At 44.4% G+C, this 26286-nt stretch carries 25 protein-coding genes and 1 pseudogene; 20 read left to right on the top strand and 6 right to left on the bottom strand.

Translation table 11 applies throughout. From position 1 onward, the window contains the following. Positions 1-12 precede the first annotated feature (12 nt). On the top strand, positions 13-1932 hold the full coding sequence (locus DFP97_RS02005; protein WP_114378282.1) for a DUF262 domain-containing protein: 1920 nt from the start codon (positions 13-15) through the stop codon (positions 1930-1932). Between the two features lie 23 nt (positions 1933-1955). Then, the gene (locus DFP97_RS02010) at positions 1956-2690 is read left to right on the top strand and encodes a DUF6602 domain-containing protein (protein WP_114378283.1); all 735 of its coding nucleotides are present in this window, start codon (positions 1956-1958) and stop codon (positions 2688-2690) included. Positions 2691-2948: 258 nt separating this feature from the next. On the opposite strand, the pseudogene DFP97_RS02015 reads toward DFP97_RS02010, so the two are convergent. Beyond that, positions 2949-4078: pseudogene (locus tag DFP97_RS02015) on the bottom strand (IS3 family transposase). A gap of 105 nt (positions 4079-4183) precedes the next feature. Here DFP97_RS02015 and DFP97_RS31860 point away from each other — a divergent pair. Continuing rightward, complete coding sequence (locus tag DFP97_RS31860; RefSeq protein ID WP_281270924.1) at positions 4184-4315, top strand: hypothetical protein; 132 nt, start codon at positions 4184-4186, stop codon at positions 4313-4315. Between the two features lie 646 nt (positions 4316-4961). Continuing rightward, entirely contained in the window at positions 4962-5501 is a 540-nt protein-coding gene (locus tag DFP97_RS02020) for a GIY-YIG nuclease family protein (RefSeq protein WP_114378284.1), read from the top strand. A 57-nt stretch (positions 5502-5558) separates the two neighbouring features. Here the strand turns inward: DFP97_RS02020 and DFP97_RS02025 are convergent, their stop codons facing one another. Further along, entirely contained in the window at positions 5559-6656 is a 1098-nt protein-coding gene (locus tag DFP97_RS02025) for a DNA cytosine methyltransferase (RefSeq protein ID WP_114378285.1), read from the bottom strand. 171 nt (positions 6657-6827) lie between these two features. Between DFP97_RS02025 and DFP97_RS02030 the strand changes: the two genes are divergently transcribed. Further along, a complete protein-coding gene (locus DFP97_RS02030) occupies positions 6828-7229 on the top strand; it encodes a very short patch repair endonuclease (RefSeq protein WP_114378286.1) in 402 nt (133 codons plus the stop codon). A gap of 256 nt (positions 7230-7485) precedes the next feature. Here the strand turns inward: DFP97_RS02030 and DFP97_RS32050 are convergent, their stop codons facing one another. Next, on the bottom strand, positions 7486-7710 hold the full coding sequence (locus DFP97_RS32050; RefSeq protein WP_342773241.1) for an HNH endonuclease: 225 nt from the start codon (positions 7708-7710) through the stop codon (positions 7486-7488). Positions 7711-8052: 342 nt separating this feature from the next. On the opposite strand from DFP97_RS32050, the gene DFP97_RS02040 reads away from it, so the two are divergent. Together DFP97_RS02040 and DFP97_RS02045 are read left to right on the top strand one after the other, a co-directional pair. Next, positions 8053-8301, top strand: coding sequence for a hypothetical protein (locus tag DFP97_RS02040; RefSeq protein ID WP_114378287.1), 249 nt, complete (start codon positions 8053-8055; stop codon positions 8299-8301). Between the two features lie 23 nt (positions 8302-8324). Then, positions 8325-8639 carry a hypothetical protein gene (locus tag DFP97_RS02045; protein ID WP_181873318.1) on the top strand — a complete coding sequence of 105 codons (315 nt, stop codon included), beginning with the start codon at positions 8325-8327 and terminating at the stop codon, positions 8637-8639. Between the two features lie 210 nt (positions 8640-8849). Here the strand turns inward: DFP97_RS02045 and DFP97_RS02050 are convergent, their stop codons facing one another. Both DFP97_RS02050 and DFP97_RS32055 read right to left on the bottom strand, forming a co-directional pair. Further along, positions 8850-9503, bottom strand: coding sequence for a hypothetical protein (locus tag DFP97_RS02050; protein WP_147275010.1), 654 nt, complete (start codon positions 9501-9503; stop codon positions 8850-8852). A gap of 578 nt (positions 9504-10081) precedes the next feature. Beyond that, complete coding sequence (locus DFP97_RS32055; protein ID WP_342773242.1) at positions 10082-10198, bottom strand: HTH domain-containing protein; 117 nt, start codon at positions 10196-10198, stop codon at positions 10082-10084. A gap of 327 nt (positions 10199-10525) precedes the next feature. Here DFP97_RS32055 and DFP97_RS02060 point away from each other — a divergent pair, with 327 nt between their 5' ends. From DFP97_RS02060 to DFP97_RS02095, 8 genes are all read left to right on the top strand, one after another. Continuing rightward, positions 10526-12298 (top strand): cache domain-containing sensor histidine kinase, encoded by a 1773-nt coding sequence (locus tag DFP97_RS02060; RefSeq protein ID WP_181873319.1) that lies wholly within the window; start codon positions 10526-10528, stop codon positions 12296-12298. Continuing rightward, on the top strand, positions 12283-13917 hold the full coding sequence (locus DFP97_RS02065) for a response regulator transcription factor (protein WP_114378291.1): 1635 nt from the start codon (positions 12283-12285) through the stop codon (positions 13915-13917). Before DFP97_RS02060 ends, DFP97_RS02065 begins: the two co-directional genes overlap by 16 nt. A 153-nt stretch (positions 13918-14070) precedes the next feature. Beyond that, the gene (locus DFP97_RS02070; RefSeq protein WP_114378292.1) at positions 14071-15045 is read left to right on the top strand and encodes a carbohydrate ABC transporter permease; all 975 of its coding nucleotides are present in this window, start codon (positions 14071-14073) and stop codon (positions 15043-15045) included. Then, on the top strand, positions 15042-15890 hold the full coding sequence (locus DFP97_RS02075) for a carbohydrate ABC transporter permease (RefSeq protein WP_114378293.1): 849 nt from the start codon (positions 15042-15044) through the stop codon (positions 15888-15890). Before DFP97_RS02070 ends, DFP97_RS02075 begins: the two co-directional genes overlap by 4 nt. A gap of 113 nt (positions 15891-16003) precedes the next feature. Beyond that, complete coding sequence (locus DFP97_RS02080) at positions 16004-17308, top strand: ABC transporter substrate-binding protein (protein ID WP_114378294.1); 1305 nt, start codon at positions 16004-16006, stop codon at positions 17306-17308. 178 nt (positions 17309-17486) lie between these two features. Then, a complete protein-coding gene (locus DFP97_RS02085) occupies positions 17487-17903 on the top strand; it encodes a hypothetical protein (RefSeq protein WP_114378295.1) in 417 nt (138 codons plus the stop codon). Between the two features lie 259 nt (positions 17904-18162). After that, complete coding sequence (locus DFP97_RS02090; protein ID WP_114378296.1) at positions 18163-19926, top strand: LytS/YhcK type 5TM receptor domain-containing protein; 1764 nt, start codon at positions 18163-18165, stop codon at positions 19924-19926. Beyond that, positions 19916-20668, top strand: a complete 753-nt coding sequence (locus tag DFP97_RS02095) for a LytR/AlgR family response regulator transcription factor (protein WP_114378297.1) — start codon at positions 19916-19918, stop codon at positions 20666-20668. Before DFP97_RS02090 ends, DFP97_RS02095 begins: the two co-directional genes overlap by 11 nt. A gap of 75 nt (positions 20669-20743) precedes the next feature. On the opposite strand, the gene DFP97_RS02100 is transcribed toward DFP97_RS02095, so the two are convergent. Then, the gene (locus DFP97_RS02100; RefSeq protein WP_114378298.1) at positions 20744-21259 is read right to left on the bottom strand and encodes a dihydrofolate reductase family protein; all 516 of its coding nucleotides are present in this window, start codon (positions 21257-21259) and stop codon (positions 20744-20746) included. Between the two features lie 133 nt (positions 21260-21392). On the opposite strand from DFP97_RS02100, the gene DFP97_RS02105 reads away from it, so the two are divergent. The 5 genes from DFP97_RS02105 (at position 21393) to DFP97_RS30570 (ending at position 26057) form a co-directional block, all read left to right on the top strand. Next, on the top strand, positions 21393-21755 hold the full coding sequence (locus DFP97_RS02105) for a winged helix-turn-helix transcriptional regulator (protein WP_114378299.1): 363 nt from the start codon (positions 21393-21395) through the stop codon (positions 21753-21755). Positions 21756-22008: 253 nt separating this feature from the next. Further along, a complete protein-coding gene (locus DFP97_RS02110; RefSeq protein ID WP_114378343.1) occupies positions 22009-22347 on the top strand; it encodes a DUF485 domain-containing protein in 339 nt (112 codons plus the stop codon). Positions 22348-22350: 3 nt separating this feature from the next. Next, positions 22351-23886, top strand: coding sequence for a solute symporter family protein (locus DFP97_RS02115; protein ID WP_114378300.1), 1536 nt, complete (start codon positions 22351-22353; stop codon positions 23884-23886). A 216-nt stretch (positions 23887-24102) separates the two neighbouring features. Continuing rightward, positions 24103-25704: a flavin monoamine oxidase family protein gene (locus DFP97_RS02120; RefSeq protein ID WP_114378301.1), complete on the top strand. Its 1602-nt coding sequence runs from the start codon at positions 24103-24105 to the stop codon at positions 25702-25704. A gap of 182 nt (positions 25705-25886) precedes the next feature. Then, positions 25887-26057, top strand: coding sequence for a hypothetical protein (locus DFP97_RS30570; RefSeq protein ID WP_181873320.1), 171 nt, complete (start codon positions 25887-25889; stop codon positions 26055-26057). Positions 26058-26286: the final 229 nt, after the last annotated feature.

Genomic DNA, 26286 nt, shown 5'->3' on the forward strand with positions numbered 1-26286 from the left:
GGGGACAATACATTGGCTCAAAACAACCTGAAATCACTCTTTGAAATATTTGAAAACCGAATATATAGAATTCCTGATTACCAAAGAGGGTACGCGTGGGGAAGCAGCCAACTAGGGGACTTTTGGGAGGATATTTGTAATTTGCAAAACGACAGACCCCATTATACTGGAGTACTAACTTTAGAAGAGGTAGATGCAGAAAGAGCAAAAAAGTGGGAAGAGGAATACTGGATAATCCAGAAGGGCTACAAGGCGTACTACGTAGTTGATGGTCAACAACGGCTAACTACTGCCGTCATTTTGATGCAGGTTATATTAGAAAAAATGGCGGATGATGAGACATTACTTCATGACGAAAAAGAGGAAATAAGGAAAAAGTATATCTGCCAGTATAAATCAGGGGGGATACTGAAAGCATATTTATTCGGTTACGAAAAAGACAATCCAAGCTATGAATATCTCAAAACTAGAATATTCAATGAAGGCTCCAATACAAATCACGATGTAGAAACTCTCTATACAAAAAAACTTCAAGATGCAAAAGAATTTTTTGTGAGAAAAATAAAAAACTTGGATCTTGGAAATCTTGAGGAACTTTACCGGAAAGTTACCATGCAACTCAAATTCAATATATTTGAAATCGCTGAACAGGTCGATGTGTTTATTGCATTCGAAACGATGAATAATCGGGGTAAAAGACTATCAACCTTAGAGTTATTAAAAAATAGACTTATATATTTAACGACTTGTTTTACGGATGAGGATGATAGGGACAGTACCTACAATTTACGTAATAACATAAACGAATGTTGGAAGACGGTCTATGAATATCTTGGTAAGAATAAAAACGATCCACTTGATGATGACACTTTCTTGCTGAATCACTGGATTATGTACTTTGAGTACACTAGGGAAAAGGCAAATGCATATGCCGACTTCCTCTTAAATGAGCATTTTACTTCAAAGAGAGTGATGTTAGGTCTTTTAGGCACTAACGATATACAGCAATACGTTTCAAGCCTCCAGGATACAGTGAAGCAGTGGTTTTTTATAAATAATCCGGACTTTAACACTGAGGATGCTAACGGCAATCACAAGTATTGGTTGAGAAAACTTAAGCGATTACACTTCGGAGCATTTTCCCCGCTTATAATGGCGGCTCTTCAACGGAGTGATTCGGATCAAGTGATAAAATTGTTGATAGAGATGGAACGTTATATATTTGTTGTGTTTCGATTGTCACAAAAAAGATCGAATACCGGAGATACGAATTTTTATAAGCAGGCTTTAAATTTGTATCATGGTAAAACCAACGTAAGAACAATTATTAAAGAAATGCGGAGCAACACAAATTTCCACATGGATGTTTCTTCTTTCAAAAAATACATTGAGGATAGATATAAGTTCGATCACAACGGATTTTATGGGTGGTCCTCATTGAAGTATTTTTTGTATGAGTATGAATTATCCCTACAGAATCAAGCCCAAGGGGATCAAAAACTCAGGTGGTATAGTTTTAATAAAAATCCTGACACAATCGAACATATATACCCACATGTTGCATCAGGCGACTGCTGGCAATCTTCATTTGGAGACTACAGTTATGATCAACAGAGATACCTACTGCACTCTCTTGGTAATCTACTAGCTCTCTCACGGAGCAAAAATTCATCATTAAAAAACAGTTGTTTCACTGACAAAAAGGTTCAATCAGACGGGAATAAAGGATATTTTAATGGATCATATAGTGAGATTGAAGTGGCACAAAATGAAGATTGGGGACCAGAAGAGATTTACAAACGTGGTCAAAAAATGCTAGCCTTCATGTCTCAGCGTTGGAACTTGAATTTGAATGAAAATATAATGAAAGGATTACTGTTCTTGGACTTTCTTAATGAGGACAGTGACACGTCTTCATCGCAGGCTATTTGAGATGATCGTGGGTACACTCAATCATGGATATGATGAAATATTATGAGTCTATCTCAGCAGAGTTCACCAGCATGCAATCACGGATTAGATATTTAATGGAAGATCCTCATTGGGTAACGGATGGTGAGTGGAAAGAATCAGTGTTACGTAACGTGTTGCGAAGATATGTACCTGAAACAATAAAAGTCGGTAGGGGCTTTATTTATACTCGGGATCGTTGTTCGACTCAAATTGACGTGTTGCTATATGATGTTTCCTACCCAATCTTATTTAAAGATGGAGATCTTGTTTTCGTTACGCCGGATGCGGTAAGAGGGATCATTGAAGTAAAGTCAAATACAGACAATAATATAGTTTCTACCGCATTTGACAAATTAGCAGATAACGCCGCAATGATAAACCATATTACGAATCCGATTCCTTGTTTTACTGGTTTATTTTCCTATGATACAGATGTAAGAAACCATCAAAGATTGTTACACCTGCTCAAAGAAAAAAGCAATGGGGATATTAAGAGGGTTATAACTCATGTTGCACTCGGGACAACGATATTCTCAAGGTTTTGGTCTTATAGTCCGGAGGGTCGCCCAAATCGCTGGCATACTTATTCACTTCAGAATAATCTTGCACCAGCGTATTTCATAACAAATGTGCTTGAATGGTTGTCACCTCACTCTGTAAACGCAAATGAAAAAATTTGGTTTCCATTGGAAACAAAGGAAACTAGAAAAATTGACGAAATTGGGTTACTGGATTAGAAATAAGCGAACAAATATGAGCAGGGGAATCCCTGTTCTTTTGTTCGTTTTGATGTTGACTATTTACTGACCAACCATAACATAAACCACCAAACTACAACAAAAACGTAGCATAGAGAAAACCCTTATAAAGGCTTTGTTAAACAAGAACAAAAAAGTGTCATATACCTTAAGTTCAAGCATATGGTGCATGTCTAGGACCTTGCCTTGAAAAAGTAGACACGTAGAAAGCCTCAGTAACACCAATTAGCCTAATACTTACATCTCTTCTCCGACCAGGAATGGCGGGACATAATCGTTGGAGGAATGTGTTCTCCGGCGATTGTAAAAGAGCTCGATGTATTCAAATACAGCCTTTTTAGCCTCAGCTCTTGTCTTGATTGTGTAAACATTGAGCCATTCCATTTTCAGCTTTCCCCAAAAGGATTCTATGGGAGAATTGTCATAACAGTTGCCTTTGCGACTCATGCTGCAGATAAACCCGTTCTTCTTAAGGAGTTTCTGGTAGCCTTTACTAGCGTATTGAACGCCGCGATCAGAATGTACGATAAGTTTGGATGCACTTGTTCGGCTTCAAAGCAGCACAGACAAGCTCCGTTTTCATACGACTATCCATGGCCCAACCTACGAGCTTTCTGCCGTGTAAATCCAGTACACCAACAAGATAAAGCCAGCCTTCAGCAGTCGCTATGTAGGTAATGTCGCTCAACCATTTCTCATTGGGTTACTCGTTGTAAAATTTTGGTTCAAAATGTTATCTGCGACAGGCAGATTGTGACTTGAATTTGTTGTTGCTTTATATTTCTTTACCACTTTCGATCGGATTCCATTAGCTCGCATTAACCGCGCCACACGGCCACGACTGGCTTTCTTCTCGGGTGGTAAATTCTTAGTAATCGGCGGAGATCCATAGATTCAGCGACTGTTTGTGTGGATGTCTTTTATCGTATCAAGCAACTCGCGGTTCGCTTTGCTGCGTTTGCTTTCTGGACGCTTGATATGAGCATAATAGCCGCTTCTTGAGACACTAAGGGCCTGGCACATCTTCGCAATCCGAAACTCGAAGCGGTGTTCAAAGATAAACTTGAACCTCATTATTTCTGATTTTTCGCGAAGTAGGCCGCCGCCTTTTTTAGGATATCATTCTCCTCTTTCAGGTCCGCCAACTGCTTTCGCAGTTTACGTATCTCATCATCCTCAGCCTTAAGATGGCCACTGCCTGGATACGCACTGTCTCCGTCACGTTTATAAAATTTCACCCAGTCTCGGACTGTAGTGTAATGAACATCCAGTTCCTTAGCCGCATCTGTAACCGTTGATTCCCCGGCTAAAATTCGCAATACAACCTGTTCTTTATATGCTTTATCAAACTTCTTCCGTTGCCCCATAGTAAATCCCTCCACTTTTATTATAGAGGTTTTCTATGTGTCTATCTATTCGGGGTAGGGTCACAGAATGCGGATACGAAACCACCAATTACGGAGGAGGAAAAAGTGAATGCTAACAATAATGAAATTGAAGAAAAAGTAACACTGCCGGACATAAGTGTCATCATCGGTGAGAGTATAGAACGACCGTTGCTTGTTGAAGCATTTTATAATATTCAGCCAGCCCATTGTGGTTGAGCGATTTACAAAATTTATTGAGGAAAATGATCTCCAGCGACTATACCCAATTCAAGTGCTTTTTAAAGAAGATGATCAAGGTAATATACTTTCAGAGATTTTATTGAACCATGAGAAAGGCAACTCAAAAGATATAATAAAGGACGATTCTATCGGGATTAATCTAATTAATCACTTATTAGTCAATAATCTATATAGGTCAACTCACCACGTATGTGTATTATGATCTAAGTAAATATATTGAACTTGTGCGTAGTATGGGTAGCAATCCAGTAGTGATTTGGTTTGTGGAAAGAGAAGCATTAATGTCGGTGGGGGTAACTGTCCAACTAAATAGTAACACTATGCTTTATTATAGGGACGGTGAAGAATGGCGGTTCATAAATGAATTCTTCGGACTACCATATGAAAAAAGAAAAATAAGCTGATTAAGCTCCTGTTGACTATTGCAGTTTTTTTTAGATCGTCTCAATACCCTTCCTTTTTGATACCCCATTTGAGCGATATTGAGACAGTCGAAGAGACCTCAAGTACATGCTATATATTTATTGAGGTCATTAGTGTACCTGAATCCAGGAAAATATGGCGCTCAACTTCCATAACTGGTATATTTATTAGCAAACAAACACTATAGGAGATGTAGAAATTGTCCCAAACGTTTAGAGATAGAGCTGCCAGAAATATACCAAACTATATTGGTATTTACGCATTATGTGATTTAGATAATGTACCTATATATGTTGGTCAATCCGAGGATGGAGTGAGAACAAGAGTTAGACGGCACATTACAAGTGCACGTAGTGATATAATTGCTAATCGTCAAGTTGATGTATGGGAAATTGCATATGTAAGGTGTTGGGAAGTAGATGATATTAGTGAATTAGATGACCTAGAAGAAAAATTATATCATCATTATAATGATATCAGTCCTCTAATGAATGGTACAATTCCCAGTAGGCCTGTAGATCTTGAATCATTTATTGTTCCAGAGTTTCAAATGATTGCAATTATGCCAGATGAAGAAAGAGAAAACAGAAAAAGTCCGGAGCTAAGATTACCTAGACAGGCTCAACATTTCACCGCATTATTAGATTACTATCTTGTTGTTAAAAGCAATCCTCAAATAAAGCTGTCCTTGAATGCTCATTTTTCAAGGCTAAATAAATATTTTGAGGAGTTAGAGTGACTATTGTTCATGATGAAACATGAAAGAAAACACGATCCTCAGGGGATCGTGTTTTGTTCAAATTTTTAAAGCTAAAGGATGAAGAATGTGATCACTTATCCACTCTATTACAGGTACGCAAACAGCATCTCCAAATCCAAACCGGGCATGGTTTTCACTAACCCCGCTTAAATCAAATTTATCTTCAACACCCTGTAATCGCCCATATTCTCTTCCTGTAAGTACTCTGGCCCTACAGTTACCCTTCCCGGCAATTATTACAAATTGTCGACTACTTCCGCCTCTAGGAGTTCGTAACGCCCCTGCTATGCCATCGGTCCGAAGTTCTGCTCTAACTTGTCCATTTCTCATACGCCTATATACTGTCCCGCAAGTGGTTTCATCAGCATTTATCATCTCTTCGATGATCAATCTATGTTTATCGCTCATTTGATCGAGAAGCTTAGAAAGCTCATCGCCTTTCCACCATAGTTCAGATTGTTCCGGAATATCTTCTAAGACATTAATAAGAGAATTTCTGGGTAATCTTGTAGGAAGCTCGGGGAGCGGGAACTCCCCCCAGTTCATATCATTATCACTGATTAACTTCTCTAATACCTTTGGACGTAATCTGGTCGAACGGATCGATGAATTATTCATTTCTGGAATGAGATTTGCTAAGGCACCGATAACAAAAACTCGTTGCCGACTTTGTGGAACGAAGTATGAAGCATCAACTTGAAATGCATCGCATCTGTACCCTAACTCGTTGAGAGAATGAATTACATCCAAAAAATCTTTACCTTTATTTGAAGTGAGAAATCCCGGTACATTTTCCAGCATTACTATCGGAGGCAAGCGATGCTTCATTCCTTTGAGAATCTTAATGAAGCCCCAGAACGCACTTGATTCTGCACCCTCAAGACCTTTTCTTGCTCCAGCGAGTGAAAGGTCAGTGCAGGGGAAACTTGCTGTAGCCAATGTTGCAAAAGGGACGGTAGATGGATCGACATCATATATGTCTTTTAATAAGAAATGATCTGATCCATGATTCATCTCATAAATAATCTGTTTCTTTACATCAATATCATTAGCTAATACAGGTTTCCAACCGCTTTTTTTCAAACCCTCATATACAAGTCCAATACCAGCAAAATACTCAGCAAATGTTAACATTCTTATCTCCTTATTGAAGATCTAGCTAAACTAAACTTATAATATTTAGCTTAGAGATGGGTATAATTGAATACAGACATCTCTACAGAACGTCAGTTCTCTGTTGATATCATAACATAGTTTTGAGTTTTGAGCGATGTGAAATTAACTTGTATAAGGAAGTTGACGAATATGGCTGATAACGTGTCCAAAGAAATCCGCTCTAAGACCATGGCAAAAATAAAATCTAAACGAACAGGTTTTGAAGATCAAGTTACCAAAGAATTATGGAGGCGAGGAGTTCGTTTTAGAAGAAATGTTGATGATCTGTTTGGATCTCCGGATATTTCAAATAAGAGGAAGAAAACCATTGTTTTTTTAGATTCATGCTTTTGGCATGGATGTGTCGAGCATTGTAGGATACCAAAGACCAACACGGAATATTGGCAACGAAAGATAATGAAAAACGTCACTAGAGATGCGCAAGTTACAGAATATTATAATCGAAAAGGATGGAACATAATTAGGATCTGGGAACATGATGTTAAAAATCATTATTTGGAGGTCATAGATAGATTGGAGAAGTTGCTTTGAGATATTTGAATACTTTCGATTTCAGTTCGAAATCCTTCGTTTATGGGTCACCAATAGAATCGTCCACTATTGATGTAGAATTGATATGTAAACTGTTGCTAAAGTCGTCGCAAATTCAACAGTTCGAAATCGTACGATTTTGAATTATAACAGGTAGTTCATTATAGCAACAGGAGAACTTTTAGCTATGTGGATTCAAAAGTGACTGATATTTTTTTCTTAACTCTTCAAGATTATTAATTGCTTTCATTTGAAGCTATTTTACGTCTTCATCAAGTGCATGTATATGAATTTTTCTATGACAATTTGGGCAAAGAGCATTTGTATTTTCTAAGATGTCTGGCCCCTCCATTGAACGCCAAACAATATGATGGGATTCAAGAAACGGATTAACCGTATTTATCAGTAAATGGAGCTTTGTGCTCACACAGTGAATGTACGAGGAAGAAAACATATACCTTTTTTGGGATAATTCAAACATACACTTTGTAGGTCGAAACAATGTTCTACTTGGTCGAGAGCCTGAAGTCGATCCTTAATTATTTAGAACTTACTTCAGAAACTTATTGAATGTTGTGCGTGCTTTTAAACATCGGAAAATTAGAAAAGTTTATATGATTGGCAGTATCCCGCCAAAAGATGATGTTCTTTGGGTACATATTCAATCACTTAATTCTACGGAAGTTAATAAAAAAGTATTCAGACTGATACAACAGATATAAGGAAAGGGCCTATGGGATTAATGAAAAAGCTTTCAATTTCTATCCTTGCAACATACATGGATGGACAAAAAAAGGCAAATGCTTAGGAGGGTTGTGTTACTGTGGGCGGAAAAGCAAAATCTAATCACCCGGATTACCTGACGAGGATTGATGCAGCTAGGGCAATTTCCTTTGAAATGACTAACGATCCCGATCCAGAACATGAAAAAGTGCATATCGCATATCGCAGAATCGGGACAGCAATCACGGAAGGTACGTTGATTGCACATCCCGTTGCTGGAGGTAGAACTAAGCAGTTTTATAAACCTGATCTACACAGTTTTGCTAAAGAAACTTTCGGATGTGAATGATAGTACTTACGAATTCCGATCAAATGAGAGAGTATTTACGAGGAGTTCTTGCGCGTGCTGGGCATCATGCTCAGAATGTGGAAGCTTGTATCATGGCACTTTTTGGAGGAGTGATAGCTTACAAAGATAAAGGAACTCACTTAGAAGTTAAAGAACATGATGGAGATATGAAAAACGTCCTTAGGGCTCAAATTAAAGGGAAACGATATGCATTTACCTATAATCACGATGGACAATGCATTGAAATGCGAGAAGACAGCACACGTGGATCAGTAAAAGTTAGCTTTGATGATAATTGGACTCTGAGCCGGATAAGGACATTGTTTGCATCATTATAAAGGTTTTCTTCCTACTTGGTAAAAGGATGAAAGGAGGATGGGACTTGTTCTCTTAGGCCACCTCCCCAAATAACCTCAGTAACACAACGCGGCAAATTGTGGTTTTACACAGCCACGGTTCGCTTTTCTGAACCCTAGTCCCGTTAAAACAACAATATTTAAGAGGGAACAGGGTTCAATTTAATACCATGAAGAACTTTTCAATCGTCTCTAATCTTTACATAACTTGGCAATATTGATTGAAATTGTCGATTTCTTTGCGGATTCTCTAAACATAAGCAAGATTTTATCTTTATTTGTAATTTGTTTTTCAAGGAAATTTAGAAATTCAACATTTGTAGTAAGTTGATTTCGTTTAGTGTCACTGACATTGATTGCTAAGAAAACTCCTTTTTGATAATGATATCTGCTAATAAATTGATCGATTTTTAAAAGATCATTTTGCATTTCTTCGCGTGTAACCTTGGGATTTGCCTTAACTTCGATAATCAAGTCCTGATGATCAAATGTACCGGGTTCATGTATCAAGAAATCTGGATAATATATTCCATCGGTCCTTTGTACTGCAAATAGTTGTTCAATCTCCTTTCCAACTTGAGATTTTCGTAGCTCTGCTTGAAGTATTACAGTATCATTTAGATTATTATTCTCCATAATCTTCCGAAACTGATGATAAAGTTCATAGCAAAAGACACGCTCATGGTGTCGCGTCAAATAAGGTATCAACTGTTCTCGTCTTGGATCCTCAGCACCAACATTATGAGCATTTAGCATGGAGTTAATCCAATCTTGAGAGCCATAATAAACTTCTTTCACATTATTAATAGCTTTACGTAGAAATTCAATATAATTCGGTATGTTCATGTGTATCATAGAGTTCCTTTCTTTTTTTGGGATATTAAAATATTCTGCAATTTCATAGTTAATTCCTTTACCTGGTAAATGATAATGAGAAATGAGGAGCACAAACGAATGGTAAACCAAATTCCAAAATGCTCTACCAACATTTTGGAGAGATGGTGATCAATCGCTCAGAAATTAAGAACAATATTGCAATTTGTAATTCAGGAAAACATTGGAGAAAATAAGTAGTAACTTCCCCAAACAACGTAAGCATCACACGGCGGTGGATTATGGATTTACCAAGCCAGCGTTCGGAAAACTTAACGTATGTCTATCTAGCTTTTTTAATAGATCTACTTGATTCGAGCAGCCTAATCCTTGCTTCTTGTTTTGCAATGACCTCATCTTTCGATAGTTCCCGCTGCAAAGGACGCCCAGAGGCTTCTTTTCGGGAGTCTGATAGTCCGACAATACCCCCTTCGTCATAGGCTTTCTTCAACGGTTGGCAGACTGTTCTACTTGCTTCATTCCAATGACGGTAACATCAAATCCCTGAGTTTCAAAGATCACTCATGGGTTTTTACCTGTCATGTATTGGTCTATGAATAACGCTTAAATTTATCGGCATAGGTTATCGCCTTGTCACTTACTCTAAGCACGTACCTGTTCTTAGACATTTTTTCTCGTTCTTCTTCCGTAAAGCGCTTCTTGCTCATCTAATCCCCTCCGTTGCAACTCCAGCATATAGCTTAAACACCTTTTTTCAAGTGTCCAGACTATGGGTACCAGTGTACATAGAGGGTTTCTCTTTTATTATGATATAAACGTTCGAGTATTCTATTAACATCCTAAACAACTTATTTGTATAAGAAAAGCACCAAATCGGAGATGCGTATTGCACTAATAACCAGTTAAGCTTAAGTAAGGATGTAAGTATTCACAATTTCTACCTTAACCTTTTTCAATCTTGTATTCTACGCTTCTATTTGTATATAGTGTCTCCTAAGGGTACTAAAATGATATTTTGTAGGAGGCGAACCAGCATGTTTAAAAAATACCGCATCGACTACCTTCTGTTCGGCGGTTCAGCAGCATTCATCGTAACGCTTCTTACCATTGTCATTTGGATCGCCTATTCCTACTCCGCACAGCAGATGGTGCAGAATACGTCCTATTACCAGCAAGGTCTGCTTAATGAGCTTTATAATAAAGTTGATATCCAAATGAAATCGATCGAACAAATTTCCTTGACGGCCACCCGGAACACGAATCTGCTGGATTATGTCAACGTGGCGGAGAATCCCTATACCAATTACAAGAAGCGTAAGGAAATGGAGTCGTTCCTTGCGCAGCTTGCTTTTTCGACACCCGATATTGAGTCCGTTCATTTCTATGTTAAGCAAACGCTTCAATTTGAGCCTCAGGGCCCTGTGAAATTTATCGAGCATGATTTAATTAAAGAAGAAGACTGGTACAACCCGGCTATCGAAAATAACGACTTCGGTTGGATCGGAGAGCACGAGATCCGAACCGCTCAAGGCGAGAAGCAGGTCATCAGCTTTGTCCGCAAGGTGTATTCGGCTGCAGGTGATTACCGCGGGCTGCTGCTGTTGAATATTAAAGCGTCTTCGATTAAGAAGCTGATAGAAGGTCATAATCCTGCGGCAAACCGGATTCTGCTCGATTCCGGGGGACGGCTTATTACGATGATCGGCGGCGGCACCATGTCGCAGGACCAGATCAAGGCCTACTTGGAAAACATAAACGGCGAGTCCGGTTATATGAAAACGAAAGCTGTGAGCAGCGGCCTTACGGATTCAAGCGAATATCTGATGGTATGGGCCAAACACTTCAATAGGGATTGGACGCTGATCGAATCGACTCCATGGGAGGAAATTACGGGAGGAAGCGTTCGGCTTGCTATGGTATTACTGCTGGCAGGAGGCTCGGCTATGCTTATCGCCCTATGTTTCAATTTGTTTTTCTCCCGGAAGTTTGTGAAGCCGATCGGGCTGCTGCTGCATGAAATGAGCCGAAATTCAGTCAATGTCAACAAAATTAGTTTGCCGAAGGGGTACCGTAATGAATTCGGAGCGTTATTTGCAGGCTATCGCAAGCTCATTGAGCGTATTCAGGAGCTGTATGCATCGCTAGAGGATCAGTACCGGAGGCAGAAGGAAGCGGAAATCAAAGCGCTGCAGGCGATGATCAATCCGCATTTTTTGTATAACACCTTGGATCAGCTGAATTGGATGGCGATTGCGGGCGGGCAGGAGAAGATGAGCCGCATCCTGGAGTTAATGGGCAAAATGTTCCGCATCGGCCTCTCGAACGGTGAAAGCGTAATCAGTATCCGTGACGAATTGCTGCACATGGAATGCTATATGGAGATTCAGCAGATCCGGCTGGGTGAGCAGTTCATTTTACGAGTAGATGTACCTGAAACCATCAAGGACTTATCTATTCCGAAGCTGACGCTGCAGCCTTTTATCGAGAATGCGATTATGCACGGGTTTCACGGGAAAAAAGAGGGTTTGATCGAGGTATGTGCGGAAATCACCAAGGATGCTGTAGTCGTCTTTCGCATAACCGATAACGGCATCGGTCTAAGGAATGATTGGCAGGAGCCAAAAAAAAGAAAAACCGGGGGATACGGGATCCGGAATGTCCGTGAACGCATTGACATTTATTTTGGCAGCAGCTACGGTCTAGAGCTGAAGTCGAATACGGATGGCCCCGGGACAACGGTCCTCATACGCATTCCGGCGTTAAACAATAAAGAAGAACAGGGTGATGCGGCATGTGGAAAATTGTAATTATAGATGATGACCGGAGCGTGTTGGAAGGAATGAAAAACGTCATCCCCTGGACAGAGCTTGACGCGGAGTGGGTCGGGGAGGCGATGGACGGAGAAGAAGGACTGCGGGTCGTTCTAGCGTGTCAGCCCGATATTGTAATCACCGATATTTATATGCCCGTGCTCAGCGGCCTGGATATGGTAGAGCAGCTGAATAAGGCGAATTTTCACGGGAAAATTATTGTTTTAAGCGGCTACGCGGATTTTGAATATGCAAGACAAGCGCTTCGGCTTGGGATCGCCGATTATTTAAACAAGCCCATCAGCGTGCAGACGATTCAGGATGTACTGGAGAGAACGATCGCGACACTCGAAGAAGAGCTGGAGCAAAGACATCGGAATGAAGAGCTGGAGGAGAAGTTGAAGCTATATGAACCGTTTGTTGAGAAGGAATGGATCAAATCGATCTCCACAGGACCGGATCATACAAAGCTTCCGGTTACCCGGATGATCCCTGATGCGTACCGGTATTGGAAAGAACGCCGCCATGCCGTGATTGGCATTGAAATGATCCGTACGGATCGTGTGACTAGGGCCTCAACGAAGGATTTGAGCTTGTTCAGGTTCGCCCTCGCTAACATTATTCAGGAGCTCTCCCGCGAAGAGTGGCCGGATTCTCATTATGTTGAATTATTCAGCAGCCACTCGGCGATTATCCTTCATGCTCCGAATGAAGAATGGAGCGACCTTACGATGAAGCAAGCTTACCGCTTTGGGGAAAGAATCATTCAAAGCGTTCGCTCCTTCCTAGATATTACGCTTCACGTTGGAATCGGAACGTTTAAGACGAGTTGGATGGAAATTGCCGATTCGACCGAGGAGGCTTTCCAGGCTCTTTATTTTAAAAACACCACGCCCTTGGAAGGCGTTCACTTATACGAATATGTCTCTGGCGGGCAAAAAGAGCAGCAAGCTTATCCGATCTCCCTCCGTCCGGTTAAGTTTTATCAGCAAATGGCAGAGGCTATGAAGCTGTTTCAAGAAGATAAGGCGAAGCAGATTGTGGATGAATACTTCGGCCAGTGGAGCAAGGGCGGGGATGTATCGGCCCGCAACCTTGAAATGCTGGGTACGGAGCTTTGGACTATTTTTGCTTATACACTATTTGAAGTCGGCGTTCAATTGGAAGACATCGTCCCGATGAACGAGGTTACCCGGGGGGAGCTGCGTACCGTAACGACACTGGAGCAGCTGAAGGAGTGGCTATACGGCAAAATTCATATGATTTGCGGCTCCCGCAGCGGCAATGAAAACATCAAGCATCGGCAGGCCGTTGATTTTATCGTCCAGTTTATCCATGAGCATTATGCCGAGCCGATTACGATATCCGATCTGGCGGATCGTATTCATATTTCGAGAAACTACTTAAGCCTTCTCTTTAAGAAGGCGATGGGAGAGTCCTTCAACAGCTACTTGACGCGGATTCGGATGGAGAAAGCGAAGGAAATGATTTTGGAAGGGAAGCACTTGATCTACGAGGTGGCGGACCGGGTCGGTTATAAGTATGTGCCGTATTTCAGTACGTTATTTAAAAAGTATACCGGCTGCAATCCGACAGATTTGTATAAAAATAAGTAGATATCTTACTGAGGACTGGGGTTCGAGCCAACGAATTTTGCAGTCTTCATTTTTTGTTAATATGTATAACAAAGTGTACATCGTTCCTATTTTTCATTGTCTGCTGGTCTTATATGATTAACTCATAATAAACCAGACAGAGGTGATGCTACTATGAATCGGAGCTCTTCTACAGCCCTTAATGCGGCGAAAGCGGGACCGATCCTGAAAAAGAAGTCGATGCTGAGCCGTTTTCTGAGCAGATGGGAATCACCGGTTGCCGGATATTTATTTTTAGCTCCATGGCTGATTGGACTTTTCTTATTGACGTTCTGGCCGATGCTGCAATCGCTGTATTTCTCTTTCACAAAATATTCCCTGTTGGAGCAGCCGGAATGGACCGGATTCGGGAACTATGAACGGATTTTTACTTCCGATGCCGTGTTTCTCCAATCCCTTAAGGTCACGTTCTTATTTGTTTTATTCTCGGTTCCGCTCAAGCTGTTCGCTGCTCTGCTGATCGCGATGCTGCTTAAGCAAAATATTCGCGGCATGTCCTTTTATCGAACGATGATTTATCTCCCTTCCTTGATCGGGACCAGCATTGCGGTATCTATTCTTTGGAGAAATATCTTTGACTCGGACGGGTTGTTCAATCAGCTGCTGGCCTTGTTCGGAATAAAAGGCGTCAGCTGGATCACCAATCCGCAAACCGCGCTTGGAACGCTGATTTTATTGGTGGTTTGGCAGTTCGGCTCCTCGATGGTTATTTTTTTGGCCGGACTCAAGCAAATATCGACGGAGCTTTACGAAGCCTCTTCGGTGGACGGAGCCACCAGGATCAGACAGTTTTTCAGCATTACACTTCCGATGCTTTCGCCGGTCATTTTGTTTAATTTAGTGCTTCAAACGATCGGCTCCTTCCAAATGTTCACGCAGGCATTCATCATTACGGAGGGCGGACCGATCAACTCTACGTATATGTACGCTCTATATTTGTATGACCGCGCATTCGGACGGCTGCAGATGGGATACGCCTCGGCTTTGGCTTGGATCATGCTCATTATCATTGCCGTTTGCACAGCCTTGATCTTCATGAGCTCGAAGTACTGGGTATTCTACGAGAATGACGGGAGGAAAAAAGGATGATGCGGAGCTCTAAACGAAGCTTATTTCAAAAAAATGTGATGCTCAGCCTATTAAGCCTTATCATGATGTATCCCGTCTTTTGGTGGATTGGTGCTTCGTTAAAGACGAATGAGGAAATGTCGAGGCCCGGTCTCTTTCCCGAGCAGCCGATGTGGAGCAACTTCATCGACGGATGGACGGCGATACCTGGGTTTACGTTTACCCACTTCTATTTGAACACCTTTCAATTAATTATAGGCGTGCTTCTTACAAGTATTGTTGCCTGCAGTCTGACCGCTTTTGCGTTTGCCCGGCTCGATTTCCCGCTGCGCGGCTTATGGTTCTCGATCCTATTGCTGACGCTCATGCTGCCCCATCAGGTCACGATGGTACCGCAGTATGTGATGTTTAACGGCTGGGGCTGGGTCGATACGTTTTTGCCTTTTATCGTTCCTCACACGCTGGCAGGCGGAATCGGCGGTTCCTTCTTCGTCTATCTGTTGGTGCAGTTTATTAGAGGCATTCCGAAGGAGCTGGATGAATCGGCCAAAATGGACGGCTGCAGCTGGTTCGGCATCTACTGGCGAATCGTGCTGCCTTTGACGAAGCCAGCATTGGTGACAGTAGCGATCTACTGTTTTCTGTGGAACTGGGATGATTTTCTCGGCCATTTGATTTATATTAACTCGGTCGATAAATACACGGTCGGGTTGGCGCTCCGCATGTTCGTCGATTCCCAGTCATCCGTCCCTTGGGGGCAGCTGCTCGCGATGTCCCTTCTTTCGATCGTACCTTCCGTCCTGATCTTTTTCCTGGCGCAGCGCCATTTCGTTGAAGGGATAACGGCCGGATCGGTAAAAGGCTAGAAAGGATGCATTTCTATAAGAAATTGTGCATTCCTCGTATACCAAGGTCACCGGGTTGGTTGCTAATATATGAAATGTAAACGGTTTATCCATTCCTAAGGGGGATTTCCACTATGAAAATCAATGTAAAGAAATCAATCACCGTTCTATTAACGGGAATCATGCTTCTGACAGCAGCTGCTTGCAGCGGCAATGCGAAGAACACGACGGGGGCGGGGGAAAGCACGGAGCAAGCGGCGGAAGCAGGCCAGGTAAAGCTGCGCATTTTATGGTGGGGCTCCCAGTCCAGACACGATGCAACTTTAAAAGCGCTAGATTTGTATACGCAAAAAAATCCGAATGTGACGTTCGAGCCTGAGTTTTCCGGCTGGGAAGGGTATTGGGATAAGCTGGCCACTCAATCTGCGGCGAAAAATGCACCGGACATTATTCAAATGGATGCATCCTATTTGGCGGAATATGCGGGCCGTAATCAATTGGCCGATTTATCTGCGGGCATATCGACGGCAGATATCGATGCCTCTCTTCTGGACACAGGGAAATATCAGGGTAAGCTGTACGCCATTCCTCTGGGCAATAATGCAATCGGGATGATCTTTAATAAAGAGGCTGTAGAAAAGCTGGGCATTACGAAGCCGGAGAACGGCTGGACCTGGGATGAGTATTTCGCCTTCGGCAAAGAAGCGAAAGCCAAGCTGGGCTCCGATCATTACGCGTTAACTGATCTTTCCGCCGCTTTCGGGCAATACGCCAATTATCAGCTGAGCAAAGGCTTAGGTCAAGTGTTTACGGATGACGGCAAGCTGAATTTGGATAAGGATACTTACCTCGAATATCAACATAAATTTGCCGAGCTGCGCAAGGAGGGGATTGTGCCTCCGGGCGAGGTGAGCGTGACGGATAAGGAACTGGACCCTCAGCTTGATCTCATGGTAAACGGCACTACCCTGCTGCGTATCGCCCACGCTGCACAAGCCAACGGTTTTGATAGCTTGAAGCCAGGGGTATTCGATTTCGTGACGATCCCGAAAAATGAGCAGGCCGGCGGCTGGCTCAAGCCGTCGATGTTCTGGAGCGCAAGCGCTAATTCCGAGCATGTGGAGGAAGCGAAGAAGTTTATCGACTGGTTTATTAATGATCCGGAGGTGGCTGTGATTTTGGGTACATCCCGCGGCGTTCCTGTCTCCAATAAGGTCGTCGAGCAGCTGACGCCGAAATTTACCGCTTCCGATAAAATGGGCATATCGTTAATTTCAAATACGTCGCCGGATGCTCAGTTGTATGTACCGGAGCCTAAGGGCTGGAGCAACTTCGCGCAGAAAGACTTCAGAGCGGTCGGAGAAAAAATGATGTTCGGTGAAATTACGCCGGAGCAAGCCTATGAGGAGCTCATGGAATTGGCGAAGGATTATGAGTAATAAAGGGCAGTAAAAATAGGCATTAGCGTCAAATAGCCCTCATCTTGATGACAAGATGGGGGCTATTTGACGCTCTGCCCGTAGGTATAAATACATTTTAGTAGTTGTCGGTAGATTTAACTTAAATTTTTGAATATGCTGAAGGGTTCCATTTATTGTAAGGGTGGTGTGTTGCAGCATGCTAATAAGGAAGTCAGTCCCGTATTATACGAACAATTATTTGTCGAATGAGGGCAACCCGAGCATCAATCGGGACCGCAGCCGTCACCGCCAAAGAGACGAAATAATAAAACGAGACAGAAGCCCGAGAGACGAAATAATAAAACGAGATAGAAGCCCGAGAGACGAAATAATAAAACGAGACAGAAGCCCGAAAGACGAAATAATAAAACGAGACATAAGCCCGGTCCCGAACCTAAAAATAAATGGTGCCGAACATCGTAAATCGAACAGTCGTACTATCAAAAGAGGCTACGAATATCGAAATCCCGCTGCAAAGCAGAAAAGAAGCAGTCCGGTTCCTCAAGAGATGAATGAGAATGGCGAACGGTTGGACAGCGAACTCAATGAATTGGATTGGCTGGATCAGATGTAGAAGATAAAAGTGACCCGCAGGTTTTATTAACTGCAATAACATGTTGTTGAATTGTGCTGCCGGTTGCGGTAGTAATGCTTACGAGAAATAAATGTTGGAAGAAAGAATATCGTCCCATTAAAGCCGCTTAAAGAGCGGCTTTTTTCATTGTATTTACTTTAAAGATTGCGCGGACGAGAATAAGCCATTATCCTAAAATAGGAATGAGATTGTTTTCGCTTTTATATGAAAGGGCTTTCAAATGGCGGGAGGGGTGCTTGTGGAACAGCTCACGCTTGTTTTGTTTGAGCGAATAGGGATGCTCTTGATCCTTATGTTTATACTGACCCGCATCCCGCTGTTCCGAAATATATTGGACCGGGATATCAATCTTCGAACGGGAATCGTATTTGCCGTATTGTTCGGCCTGATCGGTATTGTAGGGACGTACGCGGGCGTCGCCGTGAGCTCGGAGGAGACAGGTTCCGCGTTCTGGGTGACCTCGCTTGCCCCTGATGAGATGATGGCGCATTCCGCGCTCATCGGTATTGTAATGGCCGGGCTGCTCGGAGGCGTTTATGTCGGTGCCGGTGCAGGATTGCTGACAGGCCTGCATGCTTACGTTCTAGGAGGGCTTGCCGGCGCATCCTATGCCATTTCTTCTCCGCTCATCGGCCTTCTGGCGGGATTCGTCGCTCGTTTCTTCTATGAAGAACGGATTATCGCCCCGGTCAAAGCGATGTTCATCGGGGTGTTTGCCCCTATCCTTCAGATGGGAGTCCTATTGATTGTCACCACCTCCTCGGAGACGGCTATCGAGCTCGTCAATCGGGTTGGTGTTCCTATGGTCATTACGAACAGCATCGGTATCGCCCTATTCGTCGCGATGATTCAGGTTGCTCTGAGGGAAGAGGAGCGGGCGGCGGCGCACGAAACCCAAAGGGCGTTTACCATTACCGAAATGGTGCTTCCTCACCTCAAGCAGGGACTGTCCTATGAGACGGCACGGGAGACGGCAGCCATTCTGCTGCGGGAATTGCATGCCGACGCCGTGGGCGTGACGGACACGGAACGGATTCTTGCGCATGCCGGTATCGGCACTTCCCGGCACGTCCCCGGGGAATCCATTGTGACGGAATTGTCGAGAACGGCGATCCGTACCGGAATGATTCAGATTGCGGCTAACCGGGAACAAATCCAGCCTCATCATCCCGATTTGGGAGCAGCCATCATTGTGCCGTTCAACCAATCGGGCCGGACGGCGGGATTAATCAAGCTTTATTTTCGCAGTCCCAAACAGATCCGCAAGGTGGAGGTTGAGTTTGCATACGGTTTGAGAAAGCTGATCTCCAGCCAGTTAACGAGCGCGATGGGCGAGAAGCTGGAAGCGCTGATGAAGGATGCGGAGCTCCGGGTACTGCAAGCGCAGATTAATCCGCATTTTCTGTTTAATACGTTAAATTCCATCGTGACATTAATCCGGATCGATCCGGACCATGCGCGCCATATGACGGTACAGCTGGGGCATTTCATGAGGATGAACTTGACGATGACCCAGTCGCCGCTTGTTCCCCTTTACCGGGAGATGGAGCATCTGAACACCTATTTGGAGATCATCCGGATTCGGTTCGCCGATCAATTGAAGGTGGAATGCGTCTCGGAGCCGAATCTTGAGATGGTTCTGATCCCGCCATCAACGCTGCAGCCCCTCGTTGAGAACAGCATCCAGCACGGGCTTAAGAAAAAAACGAACGGGGGATGGGTTCGAATTGAATTGAAGCGGGAAGGGAACGCGGTGCGGATCATCGTAGAGGACAACGGTGAAGGAATTCCGGGCGGCCTCTTGGACAAGCTTGGCACGGTCCCGATGAGCGGAAGCGGGAGCACCGGCCTGGGCGTTCACAATGTCAATCAGCGATTAATCAGTTTACTTGGCCCGGAAGCATCGCTTACGTACGGGAACCGTCCCGAGAGCGGGGCGCGGGTAACGTTTGCCGTCCCCTACGGCAACGGGGAATGGAGGGGGAAAGTCAATGAAGCTTAGAATCATGATCGCGGAGGATGAGCGGCTGGCCAGGGAAGAACTCATCTACCTGCTGTCGAAGGAGACGGACGTTGAGCTGGTACCATCGGCCGCCAGCGGGGTTGAAGCATTGGAGCTGGCGCGGAAGCATAAGCCTGAAGTTGTCTTTCTTGATATCGAAATGCCTGAGATGGACGGTATTCAGGCGGCTCACCGGCTGGTTGAGATGGATCCCCGGCCTTTCCTGGTCTTTACGACGGCCTACGATCAGTACGCGCTCGAAGCTTTTCAATTGGAAGCGGTCGATTATCTGCTTAAGCCTTACTATGAAGAGCGGCTTAGGAGGACACTGGAGCGCATCCGCGGGAGAAAGACTGAAGCCGGAATCGATGTGAGGACGAAAACGACGCCGGGCCCCCTCTTCAAGAGCGGCAAGCTTCTTGTGGATGACGGCGCCCGTATGGTCGTGCTGGAGGCGGAGCTGTTCCTCTATGCAGTTAAAGAAGATAAGGTAACCCGCATTCATATGGCGGACGGCCGGTCTTATGCGGCAAAACAGACGCTGCAGGAGCTCGAGGAGAGACTTGGCCCATCGTTCTTCCGCCCGCATCGAAGCTATCTGGTCAATCTGAACTATATCTATGAGCTTGAGCCTTGGTTTAACGGCGCCTACAATGCTATTTTAAGAGATCCGAATCGCACTCAAATACCGGTTTCCCGTGTGGCGGCCAAGGAAATGTTCCGGCTGCTGCAGGGGCATTAATCTTTATTGGTGTAGCGAGAAAATAAAAAAAGACCCCTCTGCAATTCGCATAAGGGTCCTGCCAGCTTCAACAGATTAATGCGCTATCGCATAGTGCATCTGAACGACGCCACCGCCGAGGGGCATGAAATTCAGCAGCTGCACATCCTTGTATTGGTAATTTTCTTTATCAATTAGAAGATTATACCCTTTACCCTCAAGCACCGGTGCTACATTGAAGATCAGTTCATCTACAAGCCCTTGACCTAAAAATGCATTGTGCAGATCCGCGCCGGCACCTATGAGAGCGGTTTGATGCCCTTTTTGCTGAAGATAGTTCAGAGCCTCCTGCGGTGATCTCGCGACCGTTACCCCCGGAAACTCTTCGGCGTTCTTGGAAACCACTACGATATCTAGACCGGTAAAAGGACCCCCAACGACTCCGCCGCTTCCCAACATGCCCTCGAATGTTCGGCGTCCAACAATCAAATTCCCTGCAGCTCTGGCATGTTTCACAAAATCATCAAATGCTTCCTTTTTCGGCGGGTTCTCGGGGCTGGACTGTGCATAATTGCCGTTAGCGCTTAATGTTGCCCATAAAATAGTTTTCATATGATTCCTCCTGGCATCTTTTCTTCAATTATTTTCCTTCCTCATTCACAATAGTAGCGACCTGTGATACATTTGAAAAGTAGTTACATTAAAGTGCAATAGTTTCAAAAAATGAACTATGGAGGGAATACCGATGATCAGTCCGACATGTCCTGGGGCAATTGAACCGATCTTGAATATTTTAGACGGCAAGTGGAACCTGCTTCTATTGCGTGAATTGTTTAACGGCACCAAGCGTTTCGGGGAATTGAGGCGTTCGCTGCATCCGATCAGCCCGAAAACGTTGACCGATCGACTGCGCATGTTGGAGGAAAATGAAATCGTGACACGTACTCTATATCCTGGGGTGCCTTTGCATGTCGAATACGAGCTTACCGAACGCGGGCAGCGTCTGCAGCCTATTTTTGCCGCTATGTGGGCATGGGTTCAGGAGTATGGCGCATGTCCCCGGAAAGAGACGGACGATTGGGGTCAAGAAGCGGAAGCGATGACCTAAATATCTTAGAAAAAACAGCGGTGTCTAAGACTTTATTTTCACGTCTTCATTCACCGCTGTTTTCATTTATTGGCTCAGTCTTTTATTTTTACTGTACAATATCTGTACGTTCAGGACGGATTTTGTGTATGTAAGGAGCGATTTCCGACGTTTCGCACCGAAATCGTTCAATGGCGCAAAATATTAACTATAATATATGAAGCGCTTACAACATGGTATATACCGAAACCGTTTACCTTGCGCAATTCATCAAATGGAGGGAATCGCGTTGAGAAAGAATCAGTTAACGTACAGCGATATTGCCCGTTCGGAGCTTTTCCGCAAGCTGATGGCGAAGAAGAAACGTTTTATCATTCCGATGACCCTGTTCTTCCTGGCGTTTTACTTTACCCTTCCGCTCCTGACGTCTTTCTCCGAGGTCTTGAATAATAAGGCTGTCGGCTCGATTTCTTGGGCGTGGATCTTCGCGTTCTCCCAGTTTATTATGACATGGACTTTATGCTCCTTCTATTCCAGGAAATCCGAAACCTTCGACGCGCTTTGCGAAGAGATCAAAGATCAGGTGCAAGCCGCCGAAAGAAAGGCGGGTTGACCGATGAATACGGCGTTTCTGCTGTTTCTCATTATCGTGCTGGGCACACTTGTCATTACCTATTACGCAGCCAAAAAAACAAAAACGGTGAACGAATTTTACACCGCCGGCGGAGGGTTGACCGGCTGGCAGAATGGGCTTGCCATTGCCGGAGATTACATGTCCGCGGCTTCTTTCCTCGGGATTGCGGGAATGATCGCGTTATTCGGCTTTGACGGATTTTTCTACAGCATCGGGTTCCTTGTTGCTTATCTGGTTGTGTTGTATCTCGTAGCTGAGCCGCTGCGGAATCTGGGCAAGTATACGATGGCGGATATGATCGCGGCACGTTTCGATAACAAAAAAATTCGCGGCGTCGCAGCGCTCAATTCGATCGTCATCTCCATCTTCTATATGATCGCCCAGTTGGTCGGCGCCGGAGCGCTCATCTCGCTTCTTATCCCCGGCCTCGATTACACGGCCTCCGTTCTCATCGTCGGAGTGCTTATGACCGTCTACGTTGTGTTCGGCGGCATGACGGCGACGAGTTGGGTGCAAATCATCAAATGCGTGCTGCTTATAGCCGGCACGTTCATTATTTCGCTTATTGTTTTCGCTAAATTCAATTTCAATATCGGGCACATGTTCGACCAAATGCGAACTGCAACTCCTCTGAAGGAGGCGTTCCTCAATCCGGGCAATAAATTTGCGAACGGACTCGATACTCTTTCTCTTAACCTGGCGCTCGTGCTGGGGACGGCAGGTCTGCCGCATATTCTGATCCGTTTCTTCACCGTAAAAGACGCGCCTACCGCAAGAAAATCCGTTGTCGTCGCTACTTGGATCATCGGGTTGTTCTATGTCATGACGCTATTTCTCGGTTTCGGTGCGGCGGCTTTCGTCGGCAAGGACGTGATTGTGCAAGCGAACGCCGCGGGCAATATGGCTGCTCCTCTTCTTGCCAGAGCTCTTGGCGGAGAATTCTTGTTCGCCTTTGTGTCGGCTGTGGCGTTCGCAACGATTCTGGCTGTTGTCGCCGGTCTTGTGCTTTCCGCAGCTTCCGCCTTCGCTCACGATTTCTATGGCCATATTATCCGGAAAGGGAACGTACGGGAGAAGGAGCAGGTAAGGGCAGCCCGGCTGGCTTCCGTGGGCGTTGCCGTTATTTCCATCCTGCTTGCCCTGTTTGCGCAGAAGCTGAATGTCGCATTCCTTGTAGCCCTTGCTTTTGCCGTGGCTGCCAGCGCCAACCTGCCCGTTCTCGTATTTACGGTATTCTGGAAACGGTTTAACACAACGGGAGCGGTTACGGGCATGCTGATCGGATTAATCAGCGCTCTCGTTCTTGTAGCGGTCAGTCCTAACGTTTGGGATCCGGCCGCAGGCAAGGCGATCTTCGTCGGCACCCCGCTCATTAGCCTGACCAACCCGGGGATCATATCGATTCCATTAGGGTTCTTGGGGGCGTTTATCGGAACTTACTGCTCCTCCAAGCGGGATGATGCAAAGTATGACGAGATATTAGTGAGAGCGAACACGGGTATTCGGGAATTGACATGAGGCGGACCTTGTTATGCAGAACGTGAGAAAGCACCCGCTAATTAGGACCGGTATGGTCTTAATTAGCGGGTGTTTTTTTTTATTTCCTGAAGCAACTTTAATATCCATCTATCGAACACCATATTCCTACAAATCACCTGACAGCGTCATAACACCTCCAATTTTCACATAGTTCTTACAGTTAACTTGTGAAATTTTGGATTTAAGGAGGACGTTATGCCTCGGACACAACTAGCCCGATTTTTGAGAGATGCCTATTCAGTCGTTGGAGAGGCCTTAGAGAGAAGTGTATCGATTGATCAGGTCATGCAAGAGCGGATCGTGAAACGACAGTCTCATCAAAAGCGCGAAATAAAGCTTTCCTCTTCCTCAACTACCACCATTAAACCTTCCGCAAAGTCCGCCAAGAAAGCAGCATCAACTCCGCGTATCGTGATTGTAGGTGCGGGCCTGGCCGGTCTCACCTGTGCCTATCGTCTGAAGCAAGCGGGGCTTATCGCCAAAGTGTACGAGGCATCCGATCGAGTCGGCGGCCGATGCTGGACCCGCCGCGGCGATTTTGAAGAGGGACAAATCGTCGAACGGGGGGGCGAGCTGATAGACACGGAGCATCTGGAAATTCGTCAGTTGGCTGAAGAGTTAGGTCTTACCTTGGATGACCTTATTGAGGCTGAGAAGAAAGGAACGGACCCTTGTTATTTCTTTGATAACACCCCGTATTCATACGAGGAGGCGACTCGCGATTTTCAGAAGATATTTAATATACTTCAAAGAGATCTTAATGCTGCTCCTCATCCAACGACGTTTAACAACTTTACACAACGGGGATTCGAGCTGGATCACATGTCGATTATCGACTGGATCAACGAGAATGTTCCCGGCGGCATCAAGTCGAAGTTCGGGCAGTTATTAGACGTGGCATACAACATCGAGTTCGGCGCAGAATCAAGCGATCAGAGCTCACTCAATCTGATTTATCTTCTCGGATTTTCAGAAAGCAGGAGACCATTTAGAATCTTCGGTTCTTCTGATGAGCGATTCCATATACGTGGCGGAAACGATCAAATTCCTGAGATACTGGAAAAAAAGCTTAAGAAAAGTCAGATCATCCGCAACACAGCATTGATTGCAATCAAAGAGAACAGCAATGGAAGCTACACACTGACCTTTAAGAACATGTTGAAAGTTTTTAACGTCATTGCTGACAAGGTTGTACTGACACTGCCTTTTTCCATCCTGCGTACCTCTGTCGATTTTAGCAAGGCAGGATTTAGATCCCTGAAGATAACCGCGATCGAAGAGCTTGGCATGGGAGCGAACACGAAGCTTCATGCTCAGTTCACCGGTCGTCATTGGAATGACCTCGGCTGCAATGGAGAAACCTTTTCCGATAGAGGCTATCAGAACACTTATGAGGTGAGCAGGGCACAACCTGGAAAAGCGGGAATCTTGGTGGATTACACGGGAGGAGAAATCGCAACAGGATTTAACAGAGGCACTCCAACAGAACGTACAGAAATATTTCTAACGCAACTGGAGCCCGTATTACCTGGCATCTCTGGGAAATGGAACGGTAGGTCGACACGTGATTACTGGCCGGGAAATCCTTTTACCAAAGGCTCTTATTCCTTTTGGAAGGTCGGTCAATATACGAAATTTGCAGGTATCGAAGGAGAGAGAGAGGGGAGAATGGGGAACTGCTACTTTGCCGGTGAACACACCTCTGTTGATTGGCAGGGATTCCTGAACGGAGGCGTTGAGAGCGGTGAGCGAGCCGCAAGTGAAATTATCGAAGATTTAGAAGAAGATGAAGAGTAACGCTCCAGTCGCCAATCACTTCCGTTGACGGAAGTGGTTGGCGATTATTTATGTACGTTGAGGGTGGTACGAAATACCTTGAGGTATTGTTATCGATGTTTAGTCTTCGTTATTATAATCGGTCATTTAAAATCTGTATACCTTGTGTTGAAAGCGCATACAAAAAACTTGGAGGGTTAAGCATGAAAATGTTTAGAAAACGCTGGCTGGGCCAGGGATTAAGCATCATCCTTGCTGCAAGGACGCTGGCAGCGTACTCGGTGTATGTTTCGAAGGTGTATAAGCTGGAACCGGCGAAAATTTCCTTGTTTTTTAATGGAATTCCTCCAGTTAAACACCCAATGAGGTCATGAGACATGCAGCTAACCGGAAAAGCTCCATCTAAATCGGCGCTTATCTTGAATATTGACCGAATCGATTAAAATAACGGGAGGTTTTCCGTCTATAGCTTTCATTATCGATCAAATAGAACAATTAGCGGGATGTTTGATGCTAGCATGGAAAGTGGACACCTCATTGGAAGCACTAGATAATAAACAATAAGGAACAGAAGAGGTGTCCGACATGAGTGAGAACAGACAA

This window comes from Paenibacillus prosopidis (genome assembly GCF_003337375.1).
In the GTDB taxonomy this organism is placed as follows: Bacteria; Bacillota; Bacilli; order Paenibacillales; family Paenibacillaceae; genus Pristimantibacillus; species Pristimantibacillus prosopidis.

Excerpts from the sequence above, each read along its gene's own strand:
- DFP97_RS02010 (WP_114378283.1), top strand. The coding sequence starts at position 1,956 with ATGGATATGATGAAATATTATGAGTCTATCTCAGCAGAGTTCACCAGC.
- DFP97_RS02025 (WP_114378285.1), bottom strand. The coding sequence starts at position 6,656 with ATGTTAACATTTGCTGAGTATTTTGCTGGTATTGGACTTGTATATGAG.
- DFP97_RS02030 (WP_114378286.1), top strand. The coding sequence starts at position 6,828 with ATGGCTGATAACGTGTCCAAAGAAATCCGCTCTAAGACCATGGCAAAA.
- DFP97_RS32050 (WP_342773241.1), bottom strand. The coding sequence starts at position 7,710 with ATGTTTGAATTATCCCAAAAAAGGTATATGTTTTCTTCCTCGTACATT.
- DFP97_RS02045 (WP_181873318.1), top strand. The coding sequence starts at position 8,325 with ATGAGAGAGTATTTACGAGGAGTTCTTGCGCGTGCTGGGCATCATGCT.
- DFP97_RS02050 (WP_147275010.1), bottom strand. The coding sequence starts at position 9,503 with ATGAACATACCGAATTATATTGAATTTCTACGTAAAGCTATTAATAAT.
- DFP97_RS32055 (WP_342773242.1), bottom strand. The coding sequence starts at position 10,198 with ATGAGCAAGAAGCGCTTTACGGAAGAAGAACGAGAAAAAATGTCTAAG.
- DFP97_RS02060 (WP_181873319.1), top strand. The coding sequence starts at position 10,526 with ATGTTTAAAAAATACCGCATCGACTACCTTCTGTTCGGCGGTTCAGCA.
- DFP97_RS02065 (WP_114378291.1), top strand. The coding sequence starts at position 12,283 with ATGTGGAAAATTGTAATTATAGATGATGACCGGAGCGTGTTGGAAGGA.
- DFP97_RS02070 (WP_114378292.1), top strand. The coding sequence starts at position 14,071 with ATGAATCGGAGCTCTTCTACAGCCCTTAATGCGGCGAAAGCGGGACCG.
- DFP97_RS02075 (WP_114378293.1), top strand. The coding sequence starts at position 15,042 with ATGATGCGGAGCTCTAAACGAAGCTTATTTCAAAAAAATGTGATGCTC.
- DFP97_RS02080 (WP_114378294.1), top strand. The coding sequence starts at position 16,004 with ATGAAAATCAATGTAAAGAAATCAATCACCGTTCTATTAACGGGAATC.
- DFP97_RS02085 (WP_114378295.1), top strand. The coding sequence starts at position 17,487 with ATGCTAATAAGGAAGTCAGTCCCGTATTATACGAACAATTATTTGTCG.
- DFP97_RS02095 (WP_114378297.1), top strand. The coding sequence starts at position 19,916 with ATGAAGCTTAGAATCATGATCGCGGAGGATGAGCGGCTGGCCAGGGAA.
- DFP97_RS02100 (WP_114378298.1), bottom strand. The coding sequence starts at position 21,259 with ATGAAAACTATTTTATGGGCAACATTAAGCGCTAACGGCAATTATGCA.
- DFP97_RS02105 (WP_114378299.1), top strand. The coding sequence starts at position 21,393 with ATGATCAGTCCGACATGTCCTGGGGCAATTGAACCGATCTTGAATATT.
- DFP97_RS02110 (WP_114378343.1), top strand. The coding sequence starts at position 22,009 with ATGGAGGGAATCGCGTTGAGAAAGAATCAGTTAACGTACAGCGATATT.
- DFP97_RS02115 (WP_114378300.1), top strand. The coding sequence starts at position 22,351 with ATGAATACGGCGTTTCTGCTGTTTCTCATTATCGTGCTGGGCACACTT.
- DFP97_RS02120 (WP_114378301.1), top strand. The coding sequence starts at position 24,103 with ATGCCTCGGACACAACTAGCCCGATTTTTGAGAGATGCCTATTCAGTC.
- DFP97_RS30570 (WP_181873320.1), top strand. The coding sequence starts at position 25,887 with ATGAAAATGTTTAGAAAACGCTGGCTGGGCCAGGGATTAAGCATCATC.